The organism is Jeongeupia sp. USM3, from assembly GCF_001808185.1.
Lineage (GTDB): Bacteria > Pseudomonadota > Gammaproteobacteria > Burkholderiales > Chitinibacteraceae > Jeongeupia.
Genome location: NZ_CP017668.1, coordinates 3252396 through 3273351, shown reverse-complemented (window position 1 = coordinate 3273351; position 20956 = coordinate 3252396). Strand labels below are relative to the sequence as shown.

Annotated in this window: 13 protein-coding genes; 2 read left to right on the top strand and 11 right to left on the bottom strand. The window is 68.6% G+C overall.

The genetic code is table 11. The features are described from left to right. Window positions 1-3: 3 nt before the first annotated feature. From BJP62_RS15490 to BJP62_RS15455, 8 genes are all read right to left on the bottom strand, one after another. A complete protein-coding gene (locus BJP62_RS15490) occupies window positions 4-1383 on the bottom strand; it encodes an efflux transporter outer membrane subunit (protein WP_236943615.1) in 1380 nt (459 codons plus the stop codon). A 120-nt stretch (window positions 1384-1503) separates the two neighbouring features. Then, a complete protein-coding gene (locus BJP62_RS15485) occupies window positions 1504-3462 on the bottom strand; it encodes a MacB family efflux pump subunit (protein ID WP_070532799.1) in 1959 nt (652 codons plus the stop codon). Window positions 3463-3476: 14 nt separating this feature from the next. Beyond that, a complete protein-coding gene (gene macA / locus BJP62_RS15480) occupies window positions 3477-4640 on the bottom strand; it encodes a macrolide transporter subunit MacA (protein ID WP_070531045.1) in 1164 nt (387 codons plus the stop codon). Between the two features lie 98 nt (window positions 4641-4738). Next, complete coding sequence (locus BJP62_RS15475; RefSeq protein WP_070531043.1) at window positions 4739-6178, bottom strand: efflux transporter outer membrane subunit; 1440 nt, start codon at window positions 6176-6178, stop codon at window positions 4739-4741. Between the two features lie 3 nt (window positions 6179-6181). Then, entirely contained in the window at window positions 6182-9286 is a 3105-nt protein-coding gene (locus BJP62_RS15470) for a multidrug efflux RND transporter permease subunit (protein WP_070531041.1), read from the bottom strand. Next, complete coding sequence (locus tag BJP62_RS15465) at window positions 9283-12375, bottom strand: MdtB/MuxB family multidrug efflux RND transporter permease subunit (RefSeq protein ID WP_070531039.1); 3093 nt, start codon at window positions 12373-12375, stop codon at window positions 9283-9285. The genes BJP62_RS15470 and BJP62_RS15465 overlap by 4 nt, the downstream gene beginning before the upstream one ends. Window positions 12376-12724: 349 nt before the next feature. Continuing rightward, window positions 12725-13945, bottom strand: coding sequence for an MdtA/MuxA family multidrug efflux RND transporter periplasmic adaptor subunit (locus tag BJP62_RS15460; RefSeq protein WP_070531037.1), 1221 nt, complete (start codon window positions 13943-13945; stop codon window positions 12725-12727). An 85-nt stretch (window positions 13946-14030) separates the two neighbouring features. Further along, on the bottom strand, window positions 14031-14552 hold the full coding sequence (locus BJP62_RS15455) for a Spy/CpxP family protein refolding chaperone (RefSeq protein ID WP_070531035.1): 522 nt from the start codon (window positions 14550-14552) through the stop codon (window positions 14031-14033). Between the two features lie 179 nt (window positions 14553-14731). Here BJP62_RS15455 and BJP62_RS15450 point away from each other — a divergent pair, with 179 nt between their 5' ends. Continuing rightward, window positions 14732-15445 (top strand): response regulator, encoded by a 714-nt coding sequence (locus BJP62_RS15450; RefSeq protein ID WP_070531033.1) that lies wholly within the window; start codon window positions 14732-14734, stop codon window positions 15443-15445. Next, window positions 15442-16827, top strand: coding sequence for an ATP-binding protein (locus tag BJP62_RS15445; protein ID WP_070531031.1), 1386 nt, complete (start codon window positions 15442-15444; stop codon window positions 16825-16827). The genes BJP62_RS15450 and BJP62_RS15445 overlap by 4 nt, the downstream gene beginning before the upstream one ends. A gap of 130 nt (window positions 16828-16957) precedes the next feature. Here the strand turns inward: BJP62_RS15445 and tpiA are convergent, their stop codons facing one another. The 3 genes from tpiA to glpD form a co-directional block, all read right to left on the bottom strand. Continuing rightward, on the bottom strand, window positions 16958-17719 hold the full coding sequence (tpiA, locus tag BJP62_RS15440) for a triose-phosphate isomerase (protein ID WP_070531029.1): 762 nt from the start codon (window positions 17717-17719) through the stop codon (window positions 16958-16960). A gap of 4 nt (window positions 17720-17723) precedes the next feature. Beyond that, window positions 17724-19220: a glycerol kinase GlpK gene (gene glpK / locus BJP62_RS15435; RefSeq protein ID WP_070531028.1), complete on the bottom strand. Its 1497-nt coding sequence runs from the start codon at window positions 19218-19220 to the stop codon at window positions 17724-17726. Between the two features lie 80 nt (window positions 19221-19300). Continuing rightward, window positions 19301-20956, bottom strand: coding sequence for a glycerol-3-phosphate dehydrogenase (gene glpD / locus BJP62_RS15430; protein WP_070531026.1), 1656 nt, complete (start codon window positions 20954-20956; stop codon window positions 19301-19303).

The window sequence follows — 20956 nt, the reverse complement described above, 5'->3', positions numbered from 1 at the left end:
GAATCAGCCCGGTGCGCGCGCCGCGTCGCTGCCGCCGAGCGCCTGGTAGAGCTTCATCCGGTTGTCGAGCTGGGCGCGCCGGTTCTGCGCCAGCTCGTCGTCGGCATTGCGCCGCGCGCGCTGCTGGTCGAGCCAGTCCTTCACGCCGGTCTGACCGGCACGGTAGCGCGCTTCGGCGATCGTCTCGGCCTTCAGCGACTGCGTGTACGCACGCTGCAAGGCCTCGCCCTTCACCGCCAGTTGCCGGCCGGCCGACAGCGTGTCGTCGACGTCGGCCAGCGCCTTGTACAGCGTCTGGCGGAAGCCGACGACGGCCTCGTCGTATTCGGTCTTCGAGATGTCGACCCTGAGCTGCATCGTGTTCCACTGGACGAAAGGCAGCAGCAACCCGGCGCCGAGCGTGCCGACCGGATTGCTCAGGAGGTCGGTGAGCTTGGGGTCGGCACTGCCGAGCGAACCGGTCAGCGTCAGCTTCGGATAGAAATCGGCCCGGGTCGCGTCGACATTGGCCAGATTGCGCTTCAGCCGCCATTCGGCCGCGGCCAGATCGGGGCGACGCGACAGCACCTCGGCCGGGACGCCGGCCGCGACCGGCGGCAGCGCGGCCCCGGGCAAGCGGGCCAGCTCGGGCTCGCGGTGCTGCGGTGACTGGTCGAACAGGATGGACAGCGCGTTGCGCGTCGCGTCGCGCTGCTGGACGAGATCGGTGCGCAAGGCTTCCTGCGCCGCGACGTTGATCTGCGCCTGCGCCTCGTCGAGCCCGCCGACCGCGCCGGCGCGGTGCTGGATGCGCACCAGCTCGAACGCGCGCCGCGCGTCGACCAGGCTGGCATCGGCGTTGGCAAGGCGCTGGTTCAGCTCGGCAAGCTGCCAGTAGAGCTGCGCCGTCGTCCCGACCAGCGCCAGCGCGGCGCTCTGCCGGTCGAGCTCGGTCGCCTCGGCTTCCCACGCCGCGGCGTCGCGCACGCGCGCCAGCCGGCCCCACAGGTCGACCTCGTAGCTCAGGTCGATGCTGGCGTTGTAGCCGCGCTCCGACGGCCCGCCGTGCTTGACGTCCTTTTTCGCGCTGCCGGCAGCACCGACGGTCACGTCCGGCGTCAGGCTGGTATCGGCGAGCCCGGCCTGCAGCCGCGCCCGCTGGACGCGGATCGCCGCGGCGGCCAGGTCGTTGTTGCGCGCCAGCGCACGTTCGATCAGCGCATCGAGCTGCGGGTCGCCGAACGCTCGCCACCAGTGCTCGCCGGTCGCGACCGGCGTCGCCCCCTGCCCCTGCCAGTTCGCCGGCATGTCGAGCTTGGGGCGCTGGTAATCGGTCCTGAGCAGACTGCCGCAGCCGGTCAGCGACAGGACCAGTGCCAGCATCGTGGGTCGGATCAGTTTCATCGTTGTCCTTGTCATCTTGTAAAGCGGCTGACATAACGCTGCTGGCAAGGCGCGCGAAGCGCAGACCGTACCAAGTAGTACGGCAGGCGAGCGCAACGCCGCCAGCTTTGTCAGTCGCGCCTATTCGCGTGCCAGCGCTTCGATCGGATCCAGCCTTGCCGCATTGCGCGCCGGCAGGAAGCCGAAGCCGACACCGATCAGCGTCGAGCACACGCAGGCGGCGACGATCGACATCACCGAGAACTTCATCGTCATCGCCGTCACGACCAGCGAGAACAGCGCGCCGATGCCGTACGACAGCGCGACGCCGATCAGCCCGCCGATCAGGCAGACGAGCACCGCCTCGATCAGGAACTGCTGCATGATGTCGCCCTGCCGCGCGCCGACGGCCATGCGGATGCCGATCTCGCGGGTCCGCTCGGTCACCGACACGAGCATGATGTTCATCACGCCGATGCCGCCGACGACGAGCGCGATCACCGCGATCGCCGACACCAGCAAGGTCAGCGTCGCCGTGGTCTTCTCGACGGTCTTGATAATGCTGTCGCTCGAGAAGGTGAAGAAGTCCTTGCTGCCGTGGCGCTGCGTCAACAGCTTGGTCACGCTCTGCTCGGCCAGATCGTTCGGCATGCCGTCGCGCACCCGGACGGTGATGCTGCCGAAATGGCGCTGCCCCATCAGCCGGCCCTGCGCCGTCGTGTACGGCACCCAGACGTTGAGGTTCGAGTCGTTGCCGTACGGGCTTTCCTTCTTCGCCGCGACCGCGATGATGCGGGCCGGCAGCCCGCCGAGCAGGATCACCTCGCCGACCGGGTTCTCGTCGTGCGGAAACAGCTTCTTGCGCGTCTTGTCGTCGATGACGACGACCTGCGCCTGCCGGGTCACCTCGGCGGCGCCGAACACCGCGCCGTGCGCCATCGTCATGCCGCGGACGCGGAAGTACTGCTCGCCGACGCCGGCGACCAGCGCATTGGCCTTGATGTTGCCGAAGCGGAGCATCTGCGTCGTCGATACCTCGGGCGTGACGCTGTCGACATAGAACTGCGACGCCAGCGCGCGCACGTCGCCGGGCAGCAGCGTGCGGATGCTCGCCGCCTTGTCGTCGCCCCAGTCCTTGCCCGGGTAGACGTCGATCGTATTGGTGCCGATGGTGTTGATGTCGTCGACGACCTTCTGCCGCGCGCCCTGGCCGAGCGCGACGACCGACACCACCGAAGTGATGCCGATGATGATGCCGAGCATCGTCAGCAGCGTGCGCATCCGGTGCGACGCCATCGCGATCCACGCCATCTTGAACGCCTCGCCGAAACGCCCCCAGTTCGCGTGCAGCAGGTTGCGGGCGATGTGCCGGCCCGGTTTTTCGAGCTTGACCGGCGCCGCATCGCCGGGCTGCGGATTGGCGCGGTCGGCGATGATCTCGCCGTCGCGGATCTCGATGATCCGGCCGGCGTTGTTCGCCACCTGCATGTCGTGGGTGACGATGATCACCGTATGGCCGCGCTGGTGCAGCTCGCGCAGGATCGCCATCACCTCGGCACCACTGTGGCTATCGAGCGCCCCGGTCGGCTCGTCGGCGAGGATCACGTCGCCGCCGTTCATCAGCGCGCGGGCAATACTGACGCGCTGCTGCTGGCCGCCCGAAAGCTGGCCGGGCCTGTGGCCGCAGCGGTCGGCGAGGCCGAGCCGCGACAGCAGCCCGCGCGCACGCTCGCGCCGGAAGCCCTTTTCGGTGCTCGCGTAGACCGCCGGGATCTCGACGTTCTCCTCGGCGCTCAGGTGCGGCAGCAGGTGATAGCGCTGGAAGATGAAGCCGAAGTATTCGCGCCGCAGCGTCGCCAGATCATCGCCGGCGAGTTCGCGCGTCTCGCGTCCGGCGATCTTGTAGCTGCCGCTCGAGGGCTTGTCGAGGCAGCCGAGGATGTTCATCAGCGTCGACTTGCCCGAACCGGACTGCCCGACGATCGCGACCATCTCGCCGGCATGGATCGTCAGGTTGACGTCGCGGAGCACGGTGACTTCGGTATCGCCGGCCGGAAAGCGGCGTTCGAGCCCGCTCAGGACCAGCAGCGCTTCGTTCATGCTGGCACCCATGATCAGAAGATCGGTTCGCTGGGCTTGTCGGCGGCCAGCTGTGCCGGATCGCCGACGATGACCTTGTCGCCTTCCTTGAGGCCGTCGATCACCTGCGCGTTGACATTGTCGTTGAGGCCGATGCGCACCTTGCGCTCCTGCGGCTGGTCGTTCTCGAGCACGCGCACCGCGTAGCGGCCGTCCTTCTCCTGCTTGCCGAGCGCGGCGACCGGCAGCGCCAGCACCTGCTTGGCCTCACCCTGGACGATCGACACCTGCGCGGTCATCGACGTCTTCAGCACGTGGTTCGGGTTCGGCACGTCGAAGAGTCCGTTGTAGTAGACCGCGGTCGTCGTCGTGGCCGCCGTGGCCGTGCTGTCGGCGCTGATCGACTCGGGGGCCGGCTCGATTGCACGCAGCGTGCCGTAGAAGCGCTTGCCTGGCGCGCCGAGAATGGTGAAGTAGACCTGCTGGCCCGGCTTGACGCGGACGACGTCGGCCTCGGACACCTGCGCCTTGACCGTCATCGTGTCGAGGTTGGCCATGATCAGCAGCGTCGGTGCGCTCTGCGCCGACACGACGGTCTGGCCCTCCTGGGTGACGACCGAGATGATCTCGCCATCCATCGGCGCACTGATCCGCGTATAGCCGAGGTTGGCCTTGGCGGTGTCGACGTCGACCGTCGCCTGACGGATCTGCGCCGCCAGCGCGACGAGTTCGGCGCGGGTGGAATCGACCTGCGCCTGCGCGGTCTCGAGGTCGGCGCGCGAGCTGGCGTCGCTGGCCAGCATCGTCTTCTGCCGTTTCAGCGCCAGCTCGAACTGGACCAGCTGCGCGGCCTTGGCGCGCCGGTCGGCCTCGGCCCGCGCCAGTCCGGCCTCGGCCTTTTTCAGTTCGTTCTGCTGCAGCACCGGGTCGATCTCGGCGAGCAGCTGGCCCTTGCTGACGCGGTCGCCAAGCTTGACCTTGAGCGACTTGAGCTGGCCGTTGACCTGCGCACCGATGCTGACCTGCTTGACCGGCTTGAGCGTGCCGCTGGCGAGCACCGATTCCTCGAGGTCCATCCGCGCGACCGGCGCGGTCAGGTAGTTCGGCTTGGCGGCCGGAAACAGGAAGTGGCCGATCAGCCAGACGATCGGAATGAGGAGCGCAATGGCGATCAGCCAGCGCAGCGGGCGTTTTTTCATGCGGGACGATCCGGGCAGGTACACGGGGAAGACCGCCTCAGTCTATGCGCGGCGCTATTGCAACATGCGCGCCATTTGTAATGACTTGTTGGCAATAATCACGGCTGGGCGAGCTGCGGCGCCACGTCGCCATCCCAGCCGCCGCCGATCGCCTTGACGAGCAGCACGCTGGCGGACAACTGCCGGCCGACGAGCTGCAGCGCGGTCTTCTCGCTGGCGTAGCGCGTGGCCTGGGCGCTGGCGACGTTGAGGTAATCGACCGTGCCGGCCGTGTACTGGTTCAGCGCCAGCCGCTCGGCCTCGCGCGCCGCCTCGACGGCGTCGTTCTGCGCGTCGACCTCCTTGGCCAGCAGGTCGATCGCGGCGAGGTTGTCCTCGACCTCCTGCAGCCCGCCGAGCACCGTCTGCCGGTAGGCGGCGACCGAGGCATCGTAGGCGGCAACGGCCTGGTCGCTGCGCGCCGAACGCGCGCCGGCGTCGAAGATCGTCTCGGCCACCGTCGCCCCGAGCGCCCAGACCCGGCCCGGCGCGTTGAACCAGTCCGACAGGCTGGCGCTCTGCAGCCCGCCGGTGGCGCTGAGCACCAGCGACGGGAAGAACGCCGCCTTCGCGACGCCGACCTGCGCATTGGCCGAGGCGACGGCGCGCTCGGCGCTGGCGACGTCGGGACGGCGCTCGAGCAGTTGCGACGGCACGCCGGCCGGGATCAGCGGCAGCGCGACCTGCCAGCCCGGATCGGCTTTCAGCGAGAATTGCGCCGGCGCCTTGCCGACGAGGATCGCGATCGCGTGCTCGAGCTGCCGGCGGCTCAGTTCGAGGTCGATCGCCTGTGCCTCGGCGCTCTTGAGCTGGCTTTGTGCCTGCGCGACGTCGGCCCTGGTGACGATGCCTGCGGCGTACTTGTTCTGCGTCAGCTTCAGCGAACGCGCATAGGCGGCGACGGTGTCGTCGGCGAGGCGCTTCTGTGCATCAAGAATCCGCAGCTGCAAATAGTCCTGCACCAGCTCGGCCTGCGCCGACAGCCGCGCCGCGGCCAGATCGGCCGCGCTGGCCTCGGTGTTCGCGTCCGACGATTCGACCTGCCGGCGGATCCCGCCCCAGATGTCGGGCTCCCAGCTCGCATCGAGCGACAGCGCCTGGCTGTTCTGGATCTGCGTGGCCTTGGTGTCCTTGTCGACCGAACCGTTACGGCCGGCGTTATAGCTCAGCCCCAGCGTCGGGAAGAACGCCGAGCGCGCTTCCTGCGCGCTCGCCCTCGCTTGCCGGTAGCGCGCCACTGCGGCCACGACGTTCTGGTTCGACACGTCGACCTGTGCCGCCAGATCGTTCAGCAGCGGATCGTTGTAGATCGTCCACCATGCGCCGCGCGGCAGGTGGTCGGCCGGGCTGGCGACGGTCCAGCCTTCGGGGACTTCGCGGAATGCATCGGCGGCGGCCGTCGCGGTCGCGGCGGAGCCGGGGCGCTGGTAGTCGGGGCCGACGGCGCAGCCGGTCAGCGCGGCAGCAAGGATCAGGGGAAGGATGCGGATGCGGAACATGGGTCAGGCCTCCTTGCGCCGGTGATAGCGCGCCGCCCACTGGCGGCCGCCCCACAGGCGCAAGCGATCGAGGTAAAGGTAGACGACCGGGGTCGTGTAGAGCGTCAGCAGCTGGCTCATCACCAGCCCGCCGACGATGGCGATGCCGAGTGGCTGGCGCAGCTCGGCACCGTCGCCGTGGCCGATCATCAGCGGCAGCGCGCCAAAGAGCGCGGCCATCGTCGTCATCAGGATCGGCCGGAAGCGCAGCAGGCACGCCTTGTAGATCGCGTCGCGCGAACTCAGCCCCTCGCTGCGTTCGGCGTCGAGTGCGAAGTCGATCATCATGATCGCGTTCTTCTTGACGATGCCGATCAGGAGCAGCACGCCGACCAGCGCGATCAGGCTGAAGTCGGTCTTGAACGCCATCAGCGCCAGCAGCGCGCCGATGCCGGCCGACGGCAAGGTCGAGAGGATGGTCAGCGGGTGGATCAGGCTCTCGTAGAGGATGCCGAGCACGATGTAGACGGCGATGATCGCGGCCAGGATCAGCAGCGGCTGGTTGCTGACCGAGCTCTGGAAGGCCTTGGCGGTGCCGGCGAAGCTGCCCTGCACACTGGTCGGCACGCCCAGCCGCGCCATCTCGGTCTTGATCGCGTCGGTTGCCTGCGACAGCGACACGCCGGGTGCAAGGTTGAACGAGATCGTCGTCGCGGCGAACTGGCCCTGGTGGTTGACCGACAGCGGCGTGAACGCCGGCGCCCAGTGCGCGAAAGCCGAGAGCGGAATCTGCGTGCCATCCGGGCCGATCACGAACAGCTTGTGCAGCGCCTCCGGGCTTTGCGCGTACTGCGGCGCGACCTCCATCACCACGTGGTACTGGTTCAGCGTCGAATAGATGTTCGACACCTGCCGCTGGCCGAAGGCGTTGTTCAGCACATTGTCGATGTCATTGGCGGTCAGCCCCAGCCGCGACGCGGCGTCGCGATCGACCTCGATCGCGGTCTCGACGCCGCGATCCTGCTGGTCGGTATTGACGTCGGCGAGCAGCGGCATGCCGACCAGCGCCGCGCGGATCTTCGGCTCCCACGCGCGCAAGGTCTGCAGGTCGTCGCCCTGCAGGGTGAACTGGTAAGCCGCGTTGCCCTGCCGGCCGCCGATGCGGATGTCCTGGTCGGGCACCATGAAAAGCCGCGCGCCGGGCACGTGCGAGAGCTTGCCGCGCAGCCGGGCGATCACCTGCTGCGCCGACTCGCTGCGCTCGGACAAGGGCTTGAGCGAGATGAACATCGACCCGCTGTTGGTGCCGCCGCGGCCGCCGGTGAACGCCGTCACCGTCGCCACCGCCGGGTCGGCGCGGACGATGTCGATGAAAGCCTGCATCTTCAGCTTCATCGCCTGGAACGAAATGCTCTGGTCAGCCTGGATGAAGCCCGAGACGCGGCCGATGTCCTGCTCGGGGAAAAAGCCCTTCGGAATCGTCTTGTACAGGTGGACGTTGAAGATCACCGTGACGATCAGGATCAGCACCGTCAGCAGCGAGTGCCTGAGCGCCCACGACAGCGATGTCGCGTAGCCGCGCTGCAGCCGCTCGAACACCGCCGAGAACGCGGCGATCAGCCGGTTGGGCTTGCGCTTGTGGTCGTCGGCGCGCAGCAGCCGGGCGCACATCATCGGCGTCATCGACAGCGAGACGACCATCGAGATCAGGATCGCCACCGACAGCGTCACCGCGAACTCCTGGAACAGCCGGCCCGGCAGCCCGCCCATCAGCAGCAGCGGAATGAACACCGCAACGAGCGAGATGCTCATCGACAGCACGGTGAAGCCGACCTCGCGCGCGCCCTGCAGCGCGGCGGCGAACGGTTCGATCCCGTCCTCGATGTGCCGCGCGACGTTCTCGAGCACGACGATCGCGTCGTCGACGACGAAGCCGGTCGCGATGATCAGCGCCATCAGCGAGAGGTTGTTGAGCGAAAAGCCGAGCAAATACATCGCCGCCAGGCTGCCGATCAGCGACACCGGGACGACAACGCACGGGATCAGCGTCGCCCGGGCGTTGCCGATGAACAGGTAGACGACGAGGATCACCAGCGCGACGGCGATCAGCAGCGTGTTTTCGACCTCGGCCAGCGAGGCGCGGATCGTCGGCGAGCGGTCCATCTGCACCGAGAGGTCGACCGCGCCGGGCAGCGACGCGCGCAGCATCGGCAGCTCGGCGCGGATCCGGTCGACGGTGTCGATGATGTTCGCGCCCGGCGCGCGGGTGATGATCAGGAGCACCGACGGCTTGCCGTTGGCCGAGCCGGCGTTGCGGCTGTTCTCGACCGCGTCGCGCACATTGGCGACATCGGCCAGCCGCACGCCGGCGCCGGTCTGGCTGTTGTAGGAGACGATCAGCGGCATGTAGTCGGCGGCCTTTTTGGCCTGATCGTTGGCCTCGATCTGCCAGCGCCGCTCGCCGTCCTCGACCGAGCCCTTGGGCCGGTTGACGTTGGCCTGGTTGATCGCCGTGCGCACTGCATCGAGCGACACGCCCTGGTGCGCCAGCGCATCCGGGTTCAGCTCGACCCGCACCGCCGGCAGCGAGCTGCCGCCGACGTTGACGTCGCCGACGCCGCCGATCTGCAGCAGCTTCTGCGCGATCACCGTCGACGCGTAGTCGTACATCTGGCCCTGGCTCATCGTCGGCGACGTCAGCGCCATGATCATGATCGGCGCGTCGGACGGGTTGACCTTGCGATAGCTCGGATTGCTCGGCAGGCTGGTTGGCAGCAGCGCCTTGGCCGCGTTGATCGCCGCCTGCACGTCGCGCGCGGCGCCGTTGATGTCGCGGTCGAGGTCGAACTGCAAGGTCACGCGGGTGCTGCCGAGCGAGCTCGACGACGTCATCTCGGTCACGCCGGCGATGCGGCCGAACGCGCGCTCGAGCGGTGTCGCCACCGTCGCCGCCATCGTTTCCGGGCTGGCGCCGGGCAGGTTGGCCGACACCGAGATCGTCGGATAATCGACCTGCGGCAGCGGCGCAACCGGCAGCAGCTTGTAGCCGATCAGCCCCGCCAGCACGATGCCGAGCATCAGCAGCGTTGTCGCCACCGGCCGGTTGATGAAGAGTTTCGAGAGATTCATGCGTCGGCCGTCTCGGCCTTTCCGCGCTTGACGCGCCGCGCCAGCCGGTCGAACGCGAGGTAGATCACCGGCGTGGTGAACAAGGTCAGCACCTGGCTGAAGATCAGCCCGCCGACCATCGCCACACCGAGCGGGTGCCGCAGTTCGGCGCCGACGCCGGTGCCGAGCATCAGCGGCAGCGCGCCGAGGAGCGCGGCCATCGTCGTCATCAGGATCGGCCGGAAGCGCAGCAGCGCCGCCTGGTAGATCGCCTCGCGCGGCGGCAGCCCCTGCTCGCGTTCGGCGTCGAGTGCGAAGTCGATCATCATGATCGCGTTCTTCTTGACGATGCCGATCAAGAGCACGATGCCGATGATCGCGATCACGCTCAGATCGTTACCCGATGCCATCAGCGCCAGGAGCGCGCCGACACCGGCCGACGGCAGCGTCGAGAGGATGGTCACCGGGTGGATATAGCTCTCGTACAGCACGCCGAGCACGATGTACATCGTCACGATCGCGGCGAGGATCAGCCACAGCTGGTTGTCGAGCGCCGCCTGGAACGCCAGCGCCGCCCCCTGGAACTGCGTCTGCACCGCGACCGGCACGCCGATCTCGGTCTCGGCGGCCTTGATCGCCTCGACCGCGTGGCCGAGCGATGCCCCCGGCGCGAGGTTGAACGAGATCGTCACCGCCGGAAACTGGCCGAGGTGGTTGATCACCAGCGATCCGTAGCGCTCGGACACCTGCGCGATGCTCGCCAGCGGCACCTGCGTGCCGCTGCTCGACGTCAGGTACAGGTCGGCAAGCGACGCGGGGCCACGCTGCATGCCGGGCTCGGCCTCGAGCACCACGCGGTACTGATTGGACTGGGTGAAGATCGTCGACACCAGCCGCTGGCCGTAGGCGTTGTACAGCGCGCTGTCGATCGCCTGCACGGTAATGCCGAGCCGGGCCGCGGCGTCACGGTCGATGTCGACATGGGTGACGAGGCCGCGGTCCTGCAGGTCGCTGGTCACGTCGGCGAGCGACGGCTCGCGGTTCAGCCGGTCGACGAGCTTGCGCGTCCATTCGGACAGCAGCGCCGGGTCGGACGCCTCGAGCGTGAACTGGTACTGGGTGCGGCTGACACGGTCCTCGATCGTCAGGTCCTGCACCGGCTGCATGAACAGCCGGATGCCTTCGACGTGGGCGAGCCGCTCGTTCAGCCGGGCGATGATCGCCGGCGCACGGTCGTCCCGGTCTTCGAGCGGCTTCAGGTTGATCTGCATCCGGCCGCTGTTGAGCGTCGCATTGGTGCCGTCGACGCCGATGAACGACGACAGGCTCTCGACGTCCGGGTCTTCGAGCACGATCTTCGCCAGCGCCTGCTGGCGCTCGGCCATCGCCGCGAACGACACCGACTGCGGCGCCTCGGTGATGCCCTGGATCACGCCGGTGTCCTGCTGCGGGAAGAAGCCCTTGGGAATCCACACGTACAGCAGGCCGGTGAGCACCAGCGTGCCGACCGCCACCCACAGCGTCGCCACCTGATGTTCGAGCACCCACGTCAGCTTCTTGCCGTAGTAGGCGATCATCCGGTCGAAGAAGGCGCCGGCAGCATGATAGAAGCGGCCCTGCTTTTCCTCGGGAACATGTTTCAGCAACTTCGCGCACATCATCGGCGTCAGCGTCAGCGAAACGATCATCGAGATCACGATCGACACCGACAGCGTGATCGCGAATTCGCGGAACAGCCGACCGACGACGTCGCCCATGAACAGCAGCGGAATCAGCACCGCGATCAAGGAGAGCGTCAGCGAGATGATCGTGAAGCCGATCTCGCCGGCGCCCTTGAGTGCGGCCTCGAGCGGCGGGTCGCCCTGCTCGATGTAGCGGGCGATGTTCTCGATCATCACGATCGCATCGTCGACGACGAAGCCGGTCGCGATCGTCAGCGCCATCAGGCTGAGGTTGTTGATCGAGAAACCGGCCAGATGCATCACCGCGAACGTGCCGATCAGCGACAGCGGCACGGCGATGCCCGGAATCAGCGTCGCCGACACATTGCGCAGGAACAGGAAGATCACCGCGACGACGAGGAAGATCGCCAGCAGCAGCTCGTGCTGGACGTCCTTGACCGACGCACGGATCGTCGTCGTCCGGTCGGTGAGGATCTTGACCTCGAGCGCACCGGGCAGCGCCGCCTGCAGTTGCGGCAGCAGGGTCTTGATCCGGTCGACGGTCTGGATCACGTTGGCGCCGGGCTGGCGCTGGACGTTGATCACCAGCGCGGCGCGATCATCGGCCCACGCGGCAAGCTTGTCGTTCTCGGCGCCGTCGACAACGTCGGCCACGTCGCCGAGCCGGATCGGCGCGCCGTTCCTGTAGGCGATGACCAGGTTGCGGTATTCGCCGGGCGACGACAGCTGGTCGTTGGCCGAGATCGTCGACGCCTTGTTCGGGCCGTCGAAATTGCCCTTGGCGCCGTTGACGTTGGCATTGCCGATCGCCGTGCGGATCGTGTCGAGGTCGAGCCCGAGCGCGGCGATCGCGCGCGGATTGGCCTGCACGCGCACCGCCGGGCGCATGCCGCCGGAGACGCTGACCAGGCCGACGCCGGGCAACTGCGAGATCTTCGCCGCGACGCGGGTGTCGATCAGGTCCTGCACCTTCGTCAGCGGCATGCTCTTCGACATCACCGCAAGGGTCAGCACCGGCACGTCGGCCGGGTTGACCTTGTTGTAGACCGGCGGGTTCGGCAGGTCGGACGGCAGCAGGTTGCTCGCGGCATTGATCGCCGCCTGCACTTCCTGCTCGGCGATGTCGAGGCCGAGCTCGAGGCCGAACTGCAAGGTAATGACCGACGCGCCGCCCGAGCTTTGCGAGCTCATCTGCTTGAGCCCCGGCATCTGGCCGAACTGGCGCTCCAGCGGCGCGGTGATCGATGACGTCGTCACGTCCGGGCTCGCACCCGGGTACAGCGTGACGACCTGGATCGTCGGATAGTCGACCTCGGGCAAGGCCGAAATCGGCAGCACCCGGTAGGCGACGAGGCCGGCGAGCAGGATCGCGACCATCAGGAGCGAGGTCGCGACCGGGCGGAGGATGAACAGGCGGGACAGATTCATGCCCAGCCTCCCATACGGCTGGCGACACCGCCATCGTCAATACAGGCCCGCACTCGTTGAGCTAGGGTTTGCCCTCCTTTCGCCCATCGCCGAGGGCGTGGAGCGAGACAAACGGCATCACCGTTTGGCTCACGACCAACCGAGGCGTGGCCAAAGCTTGGCAGCTTTGCTGCCCAGCGACGCCCGCGCCCTATGGGTGGCAGCCCGGAGGGCCGCAGGCGAGGGGTCGCCTTTCTTTGCCCACTTTCTTTGGCGAAGCAAAGAAAGTGGGTCCCCGTCGCGGACTGCGACTGTAAACCACGTACCGAAGGCACTGAAAACCAGCTCCTAAGCGCACCCTTCTTGCCGATCATTGTTCGGCCTTCGCACGACGGCCCTGCGGGCGCGAAGCGGTAGCACTGGCGTTTCGCTTCGCCGGATCGACAACCTCGACCGCAGCACCATCGCGCAGCCGGTCGGCACCGTCGGTGACGACCTTGTCGCCCGGCGAAACGCCCTCGGTGATGACGACGCGCTCGCCCTGCGTCGGGCCGGTCTTGACGACCTGCTGCCTGACCTTACCGTCGGCACCGACGACCCAGACGAAACTGCCCTGACTGCCGTGCTGTATGGCCGCGCTCGGTGCGATCGCGACATTGTCGAGGTCGGCGACCTTGATCCGCGCGTTGACGAACTGGTTCGGGAACAGCATGCCGTCGTCGTTAGCGAACTCGGCCTTGAGCTTGACGGTGCCGGTCGTCGTATCGATCTGGTTGTCGACGGTAACCAGCTTGCCGGTGGCGATGGCCCTGGCCATGCCGCGATCCCACGCTTCGACCGGCAGCGGCTGGCCGGCGTTGAGCGGCGCCAGCACCTGCGGCAGTTGCGCCTCGGGCAGCGTGAACAGCACGTTGATCGGCGTCACCGTGGTGATCACGACCAGGCCGTTGGTATCGGACGATTTGACCAGATTGCCCGGATCGACCTGGCGCAGGCCGACGCGGCCGGCGACCGGCGCGGTGACGCGCGAGTAGGTCAGGTTGAGGCGGGCCGCATCGATCGCGCCCTGATCGGCCTTGACCGCACCCTCGTACTGGCCGACCAGCGCGAGCTGCGCGTCGACCTGCTGCCTGGCGATCGATTCCTGCTTCAGCAGTTGCTGGTAGCGCGCCAGATCGGCGCGGGCGTTCGCCAGTTGCGCCATGTCCTTGGCCATCTGGCCTTCGGCCTGCGTCAGCGCGACCTGGAACGGCCGCGGGTCGATCTCGGCGAGCAACTGCCCCTGCTTGACGACCTGCCCCTCGTTGAAGTGCAGCTTCATCAACTGGCCGTCGACCTGGCTGCGCACGATCACGGTATTCGCCGCGGTGACGGTGCCAAGCCCGGACAGGATCACCGGCATCCCGCCCTTGACCACCGGCTGCGCCTGCACCGGCTGCGGGCCGGTCATCGCCATGCCCGCCCGCCCGCCCGGCTTCTGCGTCGGCGCCTCGCGACTCAGCAGCCAGCCGCCGCCGGCAAGCACGACGATGATGGCGGCGATCCACCAGCGGCGGTGTGGCGAGCGGTTTTCGGGAGCGGTGTTGGACATGGAAAGACCCGTAAGCAAATCGGCTAGTTTAAACGCGGGACGGGCCGTCGGGCGACGGCCCTGGCTACATCGAGAATGACAACGCTTACTTGGCGGCGTCAGCCTGCGCAGCCGGGCAGGCACCACGCGGGCCGTGCATGCCCTTGTGGTTCATGCCCGGGCCGAAGCGGCCGGTCATCATGTCGAGCGTCTTGTTCTGTTCGGGCGTCAGCGATCTGGACAGCGTTTCGGTCGCGTCGGCCAGTTGCAGCATCCGCCTAGCGTGCTCCTGCATCATCGCGGCGCGCTGGCGCAGTTGTTCGGCAGCGGCGACGCCGTTCTGCCGGGCCGGTGGCGGCGTGAAGGTGGCGCGAACGCTCCTGGCATAGGTATCCCACGCGCCCTGCTGGGCCGGGGTGATCTTCAGCCTCTCGGCCATCCGGCCGAGCCGGGCGTCGCTCATCTGCTGCCACTGCTCGGGGCTCATGCGCTGGTGATGGCCCCAGCCGCGTGCGGCGTCCGGTGCGCTGGCGTCCGGCGCGGCCATCGCGGTGGCGGCGGTGCCGAGCAGCAGCACGGCGACAAGGCCGGAGACGAGGCTGGCGGTGATCGGGCGATTGCGTTTCATGTTCGGTTTCTCCTTCGTTGAGAGCGGGACCATTACACCGCGGCGATGTGAACCGTATTTGCACGCAAAGGCGCTTTTTGTAAACGGCATGTAAAACCCGGTAAACACGCCGCCACAAGCACCCCTGGCCCGTGCGCGGGCGTTATCCTTGGGTTGAACCGGACTTTGAAGGCTTGACCATGCACGCCAAATCGCTGCTCGTCGTCGACGACGACGCCGACCTGCGCACCCTGCTCTCGGGCTATCTGGGCGAACAGGGCTTTGACGTCACCGAAGCCGGCGACGGCCGCGCCATGGCCGCGGCGCTCGCCGCCCGCGCCTTCGACCTCGTCATCCTCGACCTGATGCTGCCCGGCGACGACGGCCTGACGCTGTGCCGCAACCTGCGCGCCGAATCGTCGGTGCCGATCCTGATGCTGACCGCCCGCGGCGACGAGCTCGACCGGATCATCGGCCTCGAGATGGGCGCCGACGACTACCTGCCCAAGCCGTTCAACCCGCGCGAGCTGCTGGCGCGGATCAAGAGCATCCTGCGCCGCGCGCACGAACGCGGCGGTGACGAGAAAACCGTGCGCGAGCTTGCGTTCGCCGGCTGGACGCTCGATCTGGGCGCCCGCCACCTGGTCGGCAGAGACGGCGTCGTCACCCCGCTGTCGAACGGCGAGTTCAGGCTGCTGTCGGCGCTGGCCGAGCATGCCAACCGCGTGCTGTCGCGCGACCAGCTGATGGACGTGCTCGCCGGGCGCGAATCCGGGCCGTTCGACCGGACGATCGACGTGATGATCAGCCGGCTGCGCCGCCGCCTCGGCGACGATGCGCGCGAACCGGTGCTGATCAAGACGGTACGCAGCGAAGGCTATGTCCTCGCGACCACGGTGGAGCACCGCGCATGAAGCGGTGGTGGCGCGGCCCCAGGACCCTGCTCGGGCAACTCGTGCTGGCACTGATGATCGGCCTGATCGTCGCCAACCTTGCCGGCATGTGGCTGGTGATGCAGGACCGGCTGCGTTACACGCGCTTCATCCGCGGCGAGTATGCGGCGCAGCGGATCGCCGACATCGTCTCGGTGCTGAACGAAACCCCGGCCGGCGAGCGTGGCCGGCTGGTCAGGGTGCTCGACGCCCCGCCGACCCACCTGACGCTGTCCGAGCCCTGGAAAACCGCCGCCGGCACGCCGGGCGACGATGCCGAGGCCTTCGCCGGCGTGCTGCGCGAAAAGCTCTCGACACCGTTCCAGGTGCTCTCGCTCAAGAGCGCGCCATTCGACCACCACCGGCGGCCGCGTGCGACCGACCGCGTGGACCGCATGGACCGTGGCGGCCCGCCCAGACCGATGCCGCTGGTATTCGTGCAGACGCAGGCACGGCTCGGCGACGGCGCGGTGGCGACATTCAGCTTCGCCATTCCGCAATCGAGCCGGCAGGACCCGTACCGGCTGCTCGGCTGGCTGCTGCTGGTCGGCGCCGCCGTCAGCGTGCTGTCGTTCTGGGCGGTGCGCCGGCTGACCCGGCCGCTGGCGATGTTCGCCGCCGCCGCCGCCGGTCTGGCCAAAAACCTCGACCAGCCGCCGCTGCAGGAGACCGGCCCGCAGGAAGTCGCCGACGCGGCACGCGCGTTCAACGCGATGCAGCGCGAGCTGAAACGCTATCTGGAAACCCGGGCGCAGACGCTCGCCGGCGTCTCGCACGACCTGCGGCTGCCGATCACCCGGATACGGCTGCGGCTGGAAAAACTTGCCGATCCGAAGCTCAAGGGCGATATCGAGCACGACCTGCTCGAAATGGACGAGATGATCGACAACACGCTCGCCTTCCTGCGCGCCGACGCCAGCAGCGAAAAAACGGTGAAGATCAACGTCGCCGCGCTGCTCGACGGCGTGATCGAGGACATGGAAGCGCTCGGCGCCGAGCCGGTGCTGCGCGGCGACACCCGCCGGCCGCTGCTGGGCCGGCCGCTGGCGCTGCGCCGCTGCCTGTCCAACCTGCTCGACAACGCGCGGCGCTACGGCGGCCCGCAGATCGCCGTCGACGTGAGCGAGACCGGCGACACGCTGGAAATCCGCATCGGCGACCGCGGCCCGGGCATTCCCGAAGCCGACCGCGAACGCGTCTTCGAACCGTATGTGCGGCTCGAAGCATCGCGTGCGCGCCACACCGGCGGCAGCGGCCTCGGGCTGGCGATCGCCCGCGCCACGGCACGCAGCCACGGCGGCGAGATCACGCTGGCCGACCGGCCCGGCGGTGGTCTGGTCGTCGTGCTGACGCTGCCGCTCTAAGCGCGGCTAATCCTGCTGGCCGTGCTCGCTCGCCGTCGTACTGTTGTGGCCGCAGGGACGCCCTGCGGGGCGTTTCGGCCCCCCAAAGGGCCCCTTGCCGGCACCGCTGCGCCGGATTTCGTGAATCGCGCTAGGTACGTGATCCGCGCTGCGCCGCCTTGACGATGGCGAGGAACTCGGCGGCGTCGAGCGACGCCCCACCGATCAGCCCGCCGTCGATGTCGGGCTGGGCAAAGAAACCCGCAGCGTTGTCCGGCTTGACGCTGCCGCCGTAGAGCACCGGCAGCGCCTCGGCCAGCCCGCGTGCCGCCAGTTGCGCCCGGATGAAGCGATGCACCGCCTGCGCGCCCCCGGGGGTCGGCGTCCTGCCGGTGCCGATCGCCCAGACCGGCTCGTAGGCGACGATGACCATCGCCAGCCGTGTTGCATTGAGCAGCGTGAACAGCGGCGACAGCTGCCGCGCCAGCACCGCTTCGGTCTCGCCGGCGTCGTGCTGCGCCTGCGTCTCGCCGATGCAGAACACCGGCCGCACGCCGTTCTCGACCGCGCGCAGCGCCTTCTCGGCGACGCGCACCTCGGACTCGCCATGGTAGATGCGCCGCTCCGAATGGCCGACGATGACGATGCCGCAATCGAAATCGGCCAGCATCGCGCCGCAGACTTCGCCGGTGAACGCACCGCCCACCTCGGCGGAAATGTCCTGCGCGCCCCAGACCACGGCCGACTCCCCCAGCATCTGCTGGCATTGCAGCAGGTAGGGGAACGGCGCGCAGACGCCGATGCGGCCCTCCCCGGCCAGTCTGGCCGCGTCGAGCACGCCGGCCAGCAGCGCCTGGTTGGCGACGAGGCCGCCGTTCATTTTCCAGTTGCCGATCACCCAGCGCTGCCGCATCGCCTCAGCCCCGGGCCGCGCGCCTGGCCGGCAGCGTCGCCTGCTCGACCGCGACTTCCCACTGCGCCATCCGCTGCGCCGCCTCGTCGCGGCTGACGGCGGGCATGAAGACCCGGTCGATCTGCCGCTGCGCTTCCAGCTCGGCAGCGCTGGCGAACAGCCCGGTCGCCAGCCCGGCCAGACAAGCGGCCCCCAGCGCCGTCGACTCGATCACCGTCGGCCTCACCACCGGAATGCCGAGCAGGTCGGCCTGGAACTGCAGCAGCAGATTGTTCGCCGCCGCGCCGCCGTCGACGCGCAGCTCGGTGATTGGCGACACCGCGTCGCGCTGCATCGCCGCAAGCACCGACGTGCTCTGGAAAGCGATCGATTCAAGCGCCGCGCGCGCGACATGGGCCACCGTGGTGCCGCGGCTGAGTCCGACGATCGCCCCCTGCGCCCCCGGCACCCAGTACGGCGCACCAAGGCCGGTGAACGACGGCACGAACACCACACCGCCCGAATCGGGCACCGAGAATGCCAGATCCTCGATATCGGATGAGCTCGAGATCGCCTTGAGTCCGTCGCGCAGCCACTGGACGACCGCGCCGCCGATGAAGACGCTGCCTTCGAGTGCGTACTGCGGCGTGGCGCCGCACGCGGCGGTGCTGATCAGCCCGTTCTGCGACGTCGCGACCGTATCGCCGGTGTGCATCAGCATGAAGCAGCCGGTGCCGTAGGTGTTCTTTGCCTGGCCGCGCGTAAAGCAGGCCTGGCCGAACAGTGCAGCCTGCTGGTCGCCGGCGATGCCGGCAATGGCCACCGGCGCGCCGAACCACTCCGGCTCGCAGCGGCCGTAGACATGGCTCGACGGTCCGACCTCGGCCAGCAGCGCGCGCGGAATGTCGAACGCGGCGAGTAGCGCGTCGTCCCAGCGCCGGGCATGGATGTCGAACAGCATCGTCCGCGACGCATTGGTGACGTCGGTGACATGCAGCCGGCCACCGGTCAGCTTCCACACCAGCCAGCTGTCGACGGTGCCGAACGCCAGCTCGCCCTCCTCGGCGCGCTGCCGCGCCCCCGGCACCTGATCGAGGATCCAGCGCAGCTTGGTGGCCGAAAAATACGGGTCGATGACCAGGCCGGTCCTCGCCCTGACCATGTCATCAAGGCCGGCGTCGCGCAATGCATCGCACAGCGTCTCGGTCCGACGGTCCTGCCAGACGATGGCGTTGGACACCGGCTCGCCGGTCCGCCGGTCCCAGACCAGCGTGGTTTCGCGCTGGTTGGTGATGCCGAGCGCGGCGAGTTCGCCGGCGGCAATGCCGGCCTTCGCCAGCGCCTCGCGGCAGGTCTGCAACTGGCTCTGCCAGATGTCCTGCGGATTGTGCTCAACCCAGCCCGGCTGCGGAAAATACTGGGGAAACTCGCGCTGCGCGCTGGCGACGATCTCGCCGCGCTCGTTGAAGATCACCGCGCGCGAACTCGACGTCCCCTGGTCCAGCGCCATCAGATACGGCATGTGAGGCCCTCGTGTGGCTCGGAGCACCCGTGCTCCGCAAGCCGCGAACTTACCCCCTTCCGGCACGCCGGCGCCAGCGCTCAACCGCGCTGCACCTCGGCGGCAGGCTGCTGCCGCCGCGCGCGCAGCCAGGCATCGAGCCGCTCGGCGTCGCCCCGCAGACAGTGCAGGCCGAGCTTGGTCCGCCGCCAGAGGATGTCGTCGGCGCTGGCCGCCCATTCGTGCTCGACCAGGTAGCGCGCCTCCGCCTCGTACAGGCCGGGTACCAGCTCGCGACCGAGCGCCGCCATCGACCGCGCGGCGCCGATCATCCGGTCGGCCCGGCTGCCGTACAGCCGGCAATAGCGTTCGGACAGCGCATCGGGCAGCCAGCGGTGACGCTGGCGGAAGCACTCGAGAAACGCCTCGAAATCCGGCACGTCGGCAAGCACCGCCGGCAGGCCGAGATCGCCGCCGGGCAGCGGCCGGGTTGCCGTCCACGCCGGCCCGGCGTTGTCGAACCGCGGCAGCAGCATCGCCAGCGCCTCTTCGGCCAGCCGGCGGTAGGTGGTGATCTTGCCGCCCCAGACGTTGAGCAGCGGCGCCCTGCCGGGGCCCGCGTCGTACGCAAGCCGGTAGTCGCGCGACAGCGCCGCCGCGGCTTCGCCGTCGTCGAGCAGCGCCCGGACGCCGGAAAAGCGCCAGACGATGTCGTCCGGCGTCACCGGCCGGGCGAAGTAGCGGCTGGCCATCTCGCACAGATAGCGCTCCTCGTCACCGTCTATCGCCACCAGCGCCGGGTCGCCGTCGTAGTCGACGTCGGTCGTGCCGATCAGCGTGAAATCGCGCTGGAACGGCATCGCGAACACGATGCGGCCGTCGGGATTCTGGAAGAGATAGGCGTACGGATGGTCGAACAGCCGGCGAACGACGATATGACTGCCCTTGACCAGACGCAATCCGCCAGCTTCCGGCGCGGTCGTGGCCAGCCGCAGCCCGATCGCCGATGGCGTGGCCGCCAGCCGCGACCCGGCCACCAATGGCGCGGCCGCCAGCCGCGGCCCGACCACCGATGGCGCGGCCGCCAGCCGCGCAAAGCCCGCCGCCCACGGGCCGGTCGCGTTGACGAGCACGCGCGCATGCAGCCGGGCCTGGCCGCCACCGGCGAGCTGCAGCGTCGCCAGCCAGCCGTCGGGGCCGCGTTCGAGATCGCAGCAGCGGGTTCGCGTCATGATCCGCGCACCGTGCTCGAAGGCATCGAGCGCATTCAGCACCACCAGCCGCGCATCGTCGACCCAGCCGTCCGAATAGACGAAGGCACGGCGGAATCCCGGCTTCAGCACCGCGCCGGCCGGATGCCCGGCCAGCCGGATCGCCCCGGATGCCGGCAGCAGCCGTCGCCGCGCCAGATGGTCGTAGAGGAAGAGCCCGGCCCGGATCAGCCAGGCCGGCCTTTGCGCCGCATCGTGCGGTACGACGAAACGCAGCGGCCGGATGATGTGCGGCGCGAGCCGCAGCAGCAGTTCCCGCTCCTGCAGCGCCTTGCGCACGAGGCCAAACTCGCGGTGCTCGAGGTAGCGGAGGCCACCGTGGATCAGCTTGGTGCTCGCCGACGACGTGTGCTGCGCCAGGTCGTCCTGTTCGCACAGCACCACGCGCAGCCCGCGCCCGGCCGCATCGCGGGCAATGCCGGCACCGTTGATGCCGCCGCCGACGACGAGCAGATCGCAGGGAGGAAGGACGGGCACGCTGGGCAT

What these genes read in the sequence shown, in the direction of transcription:
- BJP62_RS15470 (WP_070531041.1), bottom strand. Translation starts at nt 9,286, where the DNA reads ATGAATCTCTCGAAACTCTTCATCAACCGGCCGGTGGCGACAACGCTG.
- BJP62_RS15450 (WP_070531033.1), top strand. Translation starts at nt 14,732, where the DNA reads ATGCACGCCAAATCGCTGCTCGTCGTCGACGACGACGCCGACCTGCGC.
- macA (WP_070531045.1), bottom strand. Translation starts at nt 4,640, where the DNA reads ATGAAAAAACGCCCGCTGCGCTGGCTGATCGCCATTGCGCTCCTCATT.
- BJP62_RS15460 (WP_070531037.1), bottom strand. Translation starts at nt 13,945, where the DNA reads ATGTCCAACACCGCTCCCGAAAACCGCTCGCCACACCGCCGCTGGTGG.
- tpiA (WP_070531029.1), bottom strand. Translation starts at nt 17,719, where the DNA reads ATGCGGCAGCGCTGGGTGATCGGCAACTGGAAAATGAACGGCGGCCTC.
- BJP62_RS15455 (WP_070531035.1), bottom strand. Translation starts at nt 14,552, where the DNA reads ATGAAACGCAATCGCCCGATCACCGCCAGCCTCGTCTCCGGCCTTGTC.
- glpK (WP_070531028.1), bottom strand. Translation starts at nt 19,220, where the DNA reads ATGCCGTATCTGATGGCGCTGGACCAGGGGACGTCGAGTTCGCGCGCG.
- BJP62_RS15445 (WP_070531031.1), top strand. Translation starts at nt 15,442, where the DNA reads ATGAAGCGGTGGTGGCGCGGCCCCAGGACCCTGCTCGGGCAACTCGTG.
- BJP62_RS15475 (WP_070531043.1), bottom strand. Translation starts at nt 6,178, where the DNA reads ATGTTCCGCATCCGCATCCTTCCCCTGATCCTTGCTGCCGCGCTGACC.
- BJP62_RS15465 (WP_070531039.1), bottom strand. Translation starts at nt 12,375, where the DNA reads ATGAATCTGTCCCGCCTGTTCATCCTCCGCCCGGTCGCGACCTCGCTC.
- BJP62_RS15490 (WP_236943615.1), bottom strand. Translation starts at nt 1,383, where the DNA reads ATGAAACTGATCCGACCCACGATGCTGGCACTGGTCCTGTCGCTGACC.
- glpD (WP_070531026.1), bottom strand. Translation starts at nt 20,956, where the DNA reads ATGCCCAGCGTGCCCGTCCTTCCTCCCTGCGATCTGCTCGTCGTCGGC.
- BJP62_RS15485 (WP_070532799.1), bottom strand. Translation starts at nt 3,462, where the DNA reads ATGAACGAAGCGCTGCTGGTCCTGAGCGGGCTCGAACGCCGCTTTCCG.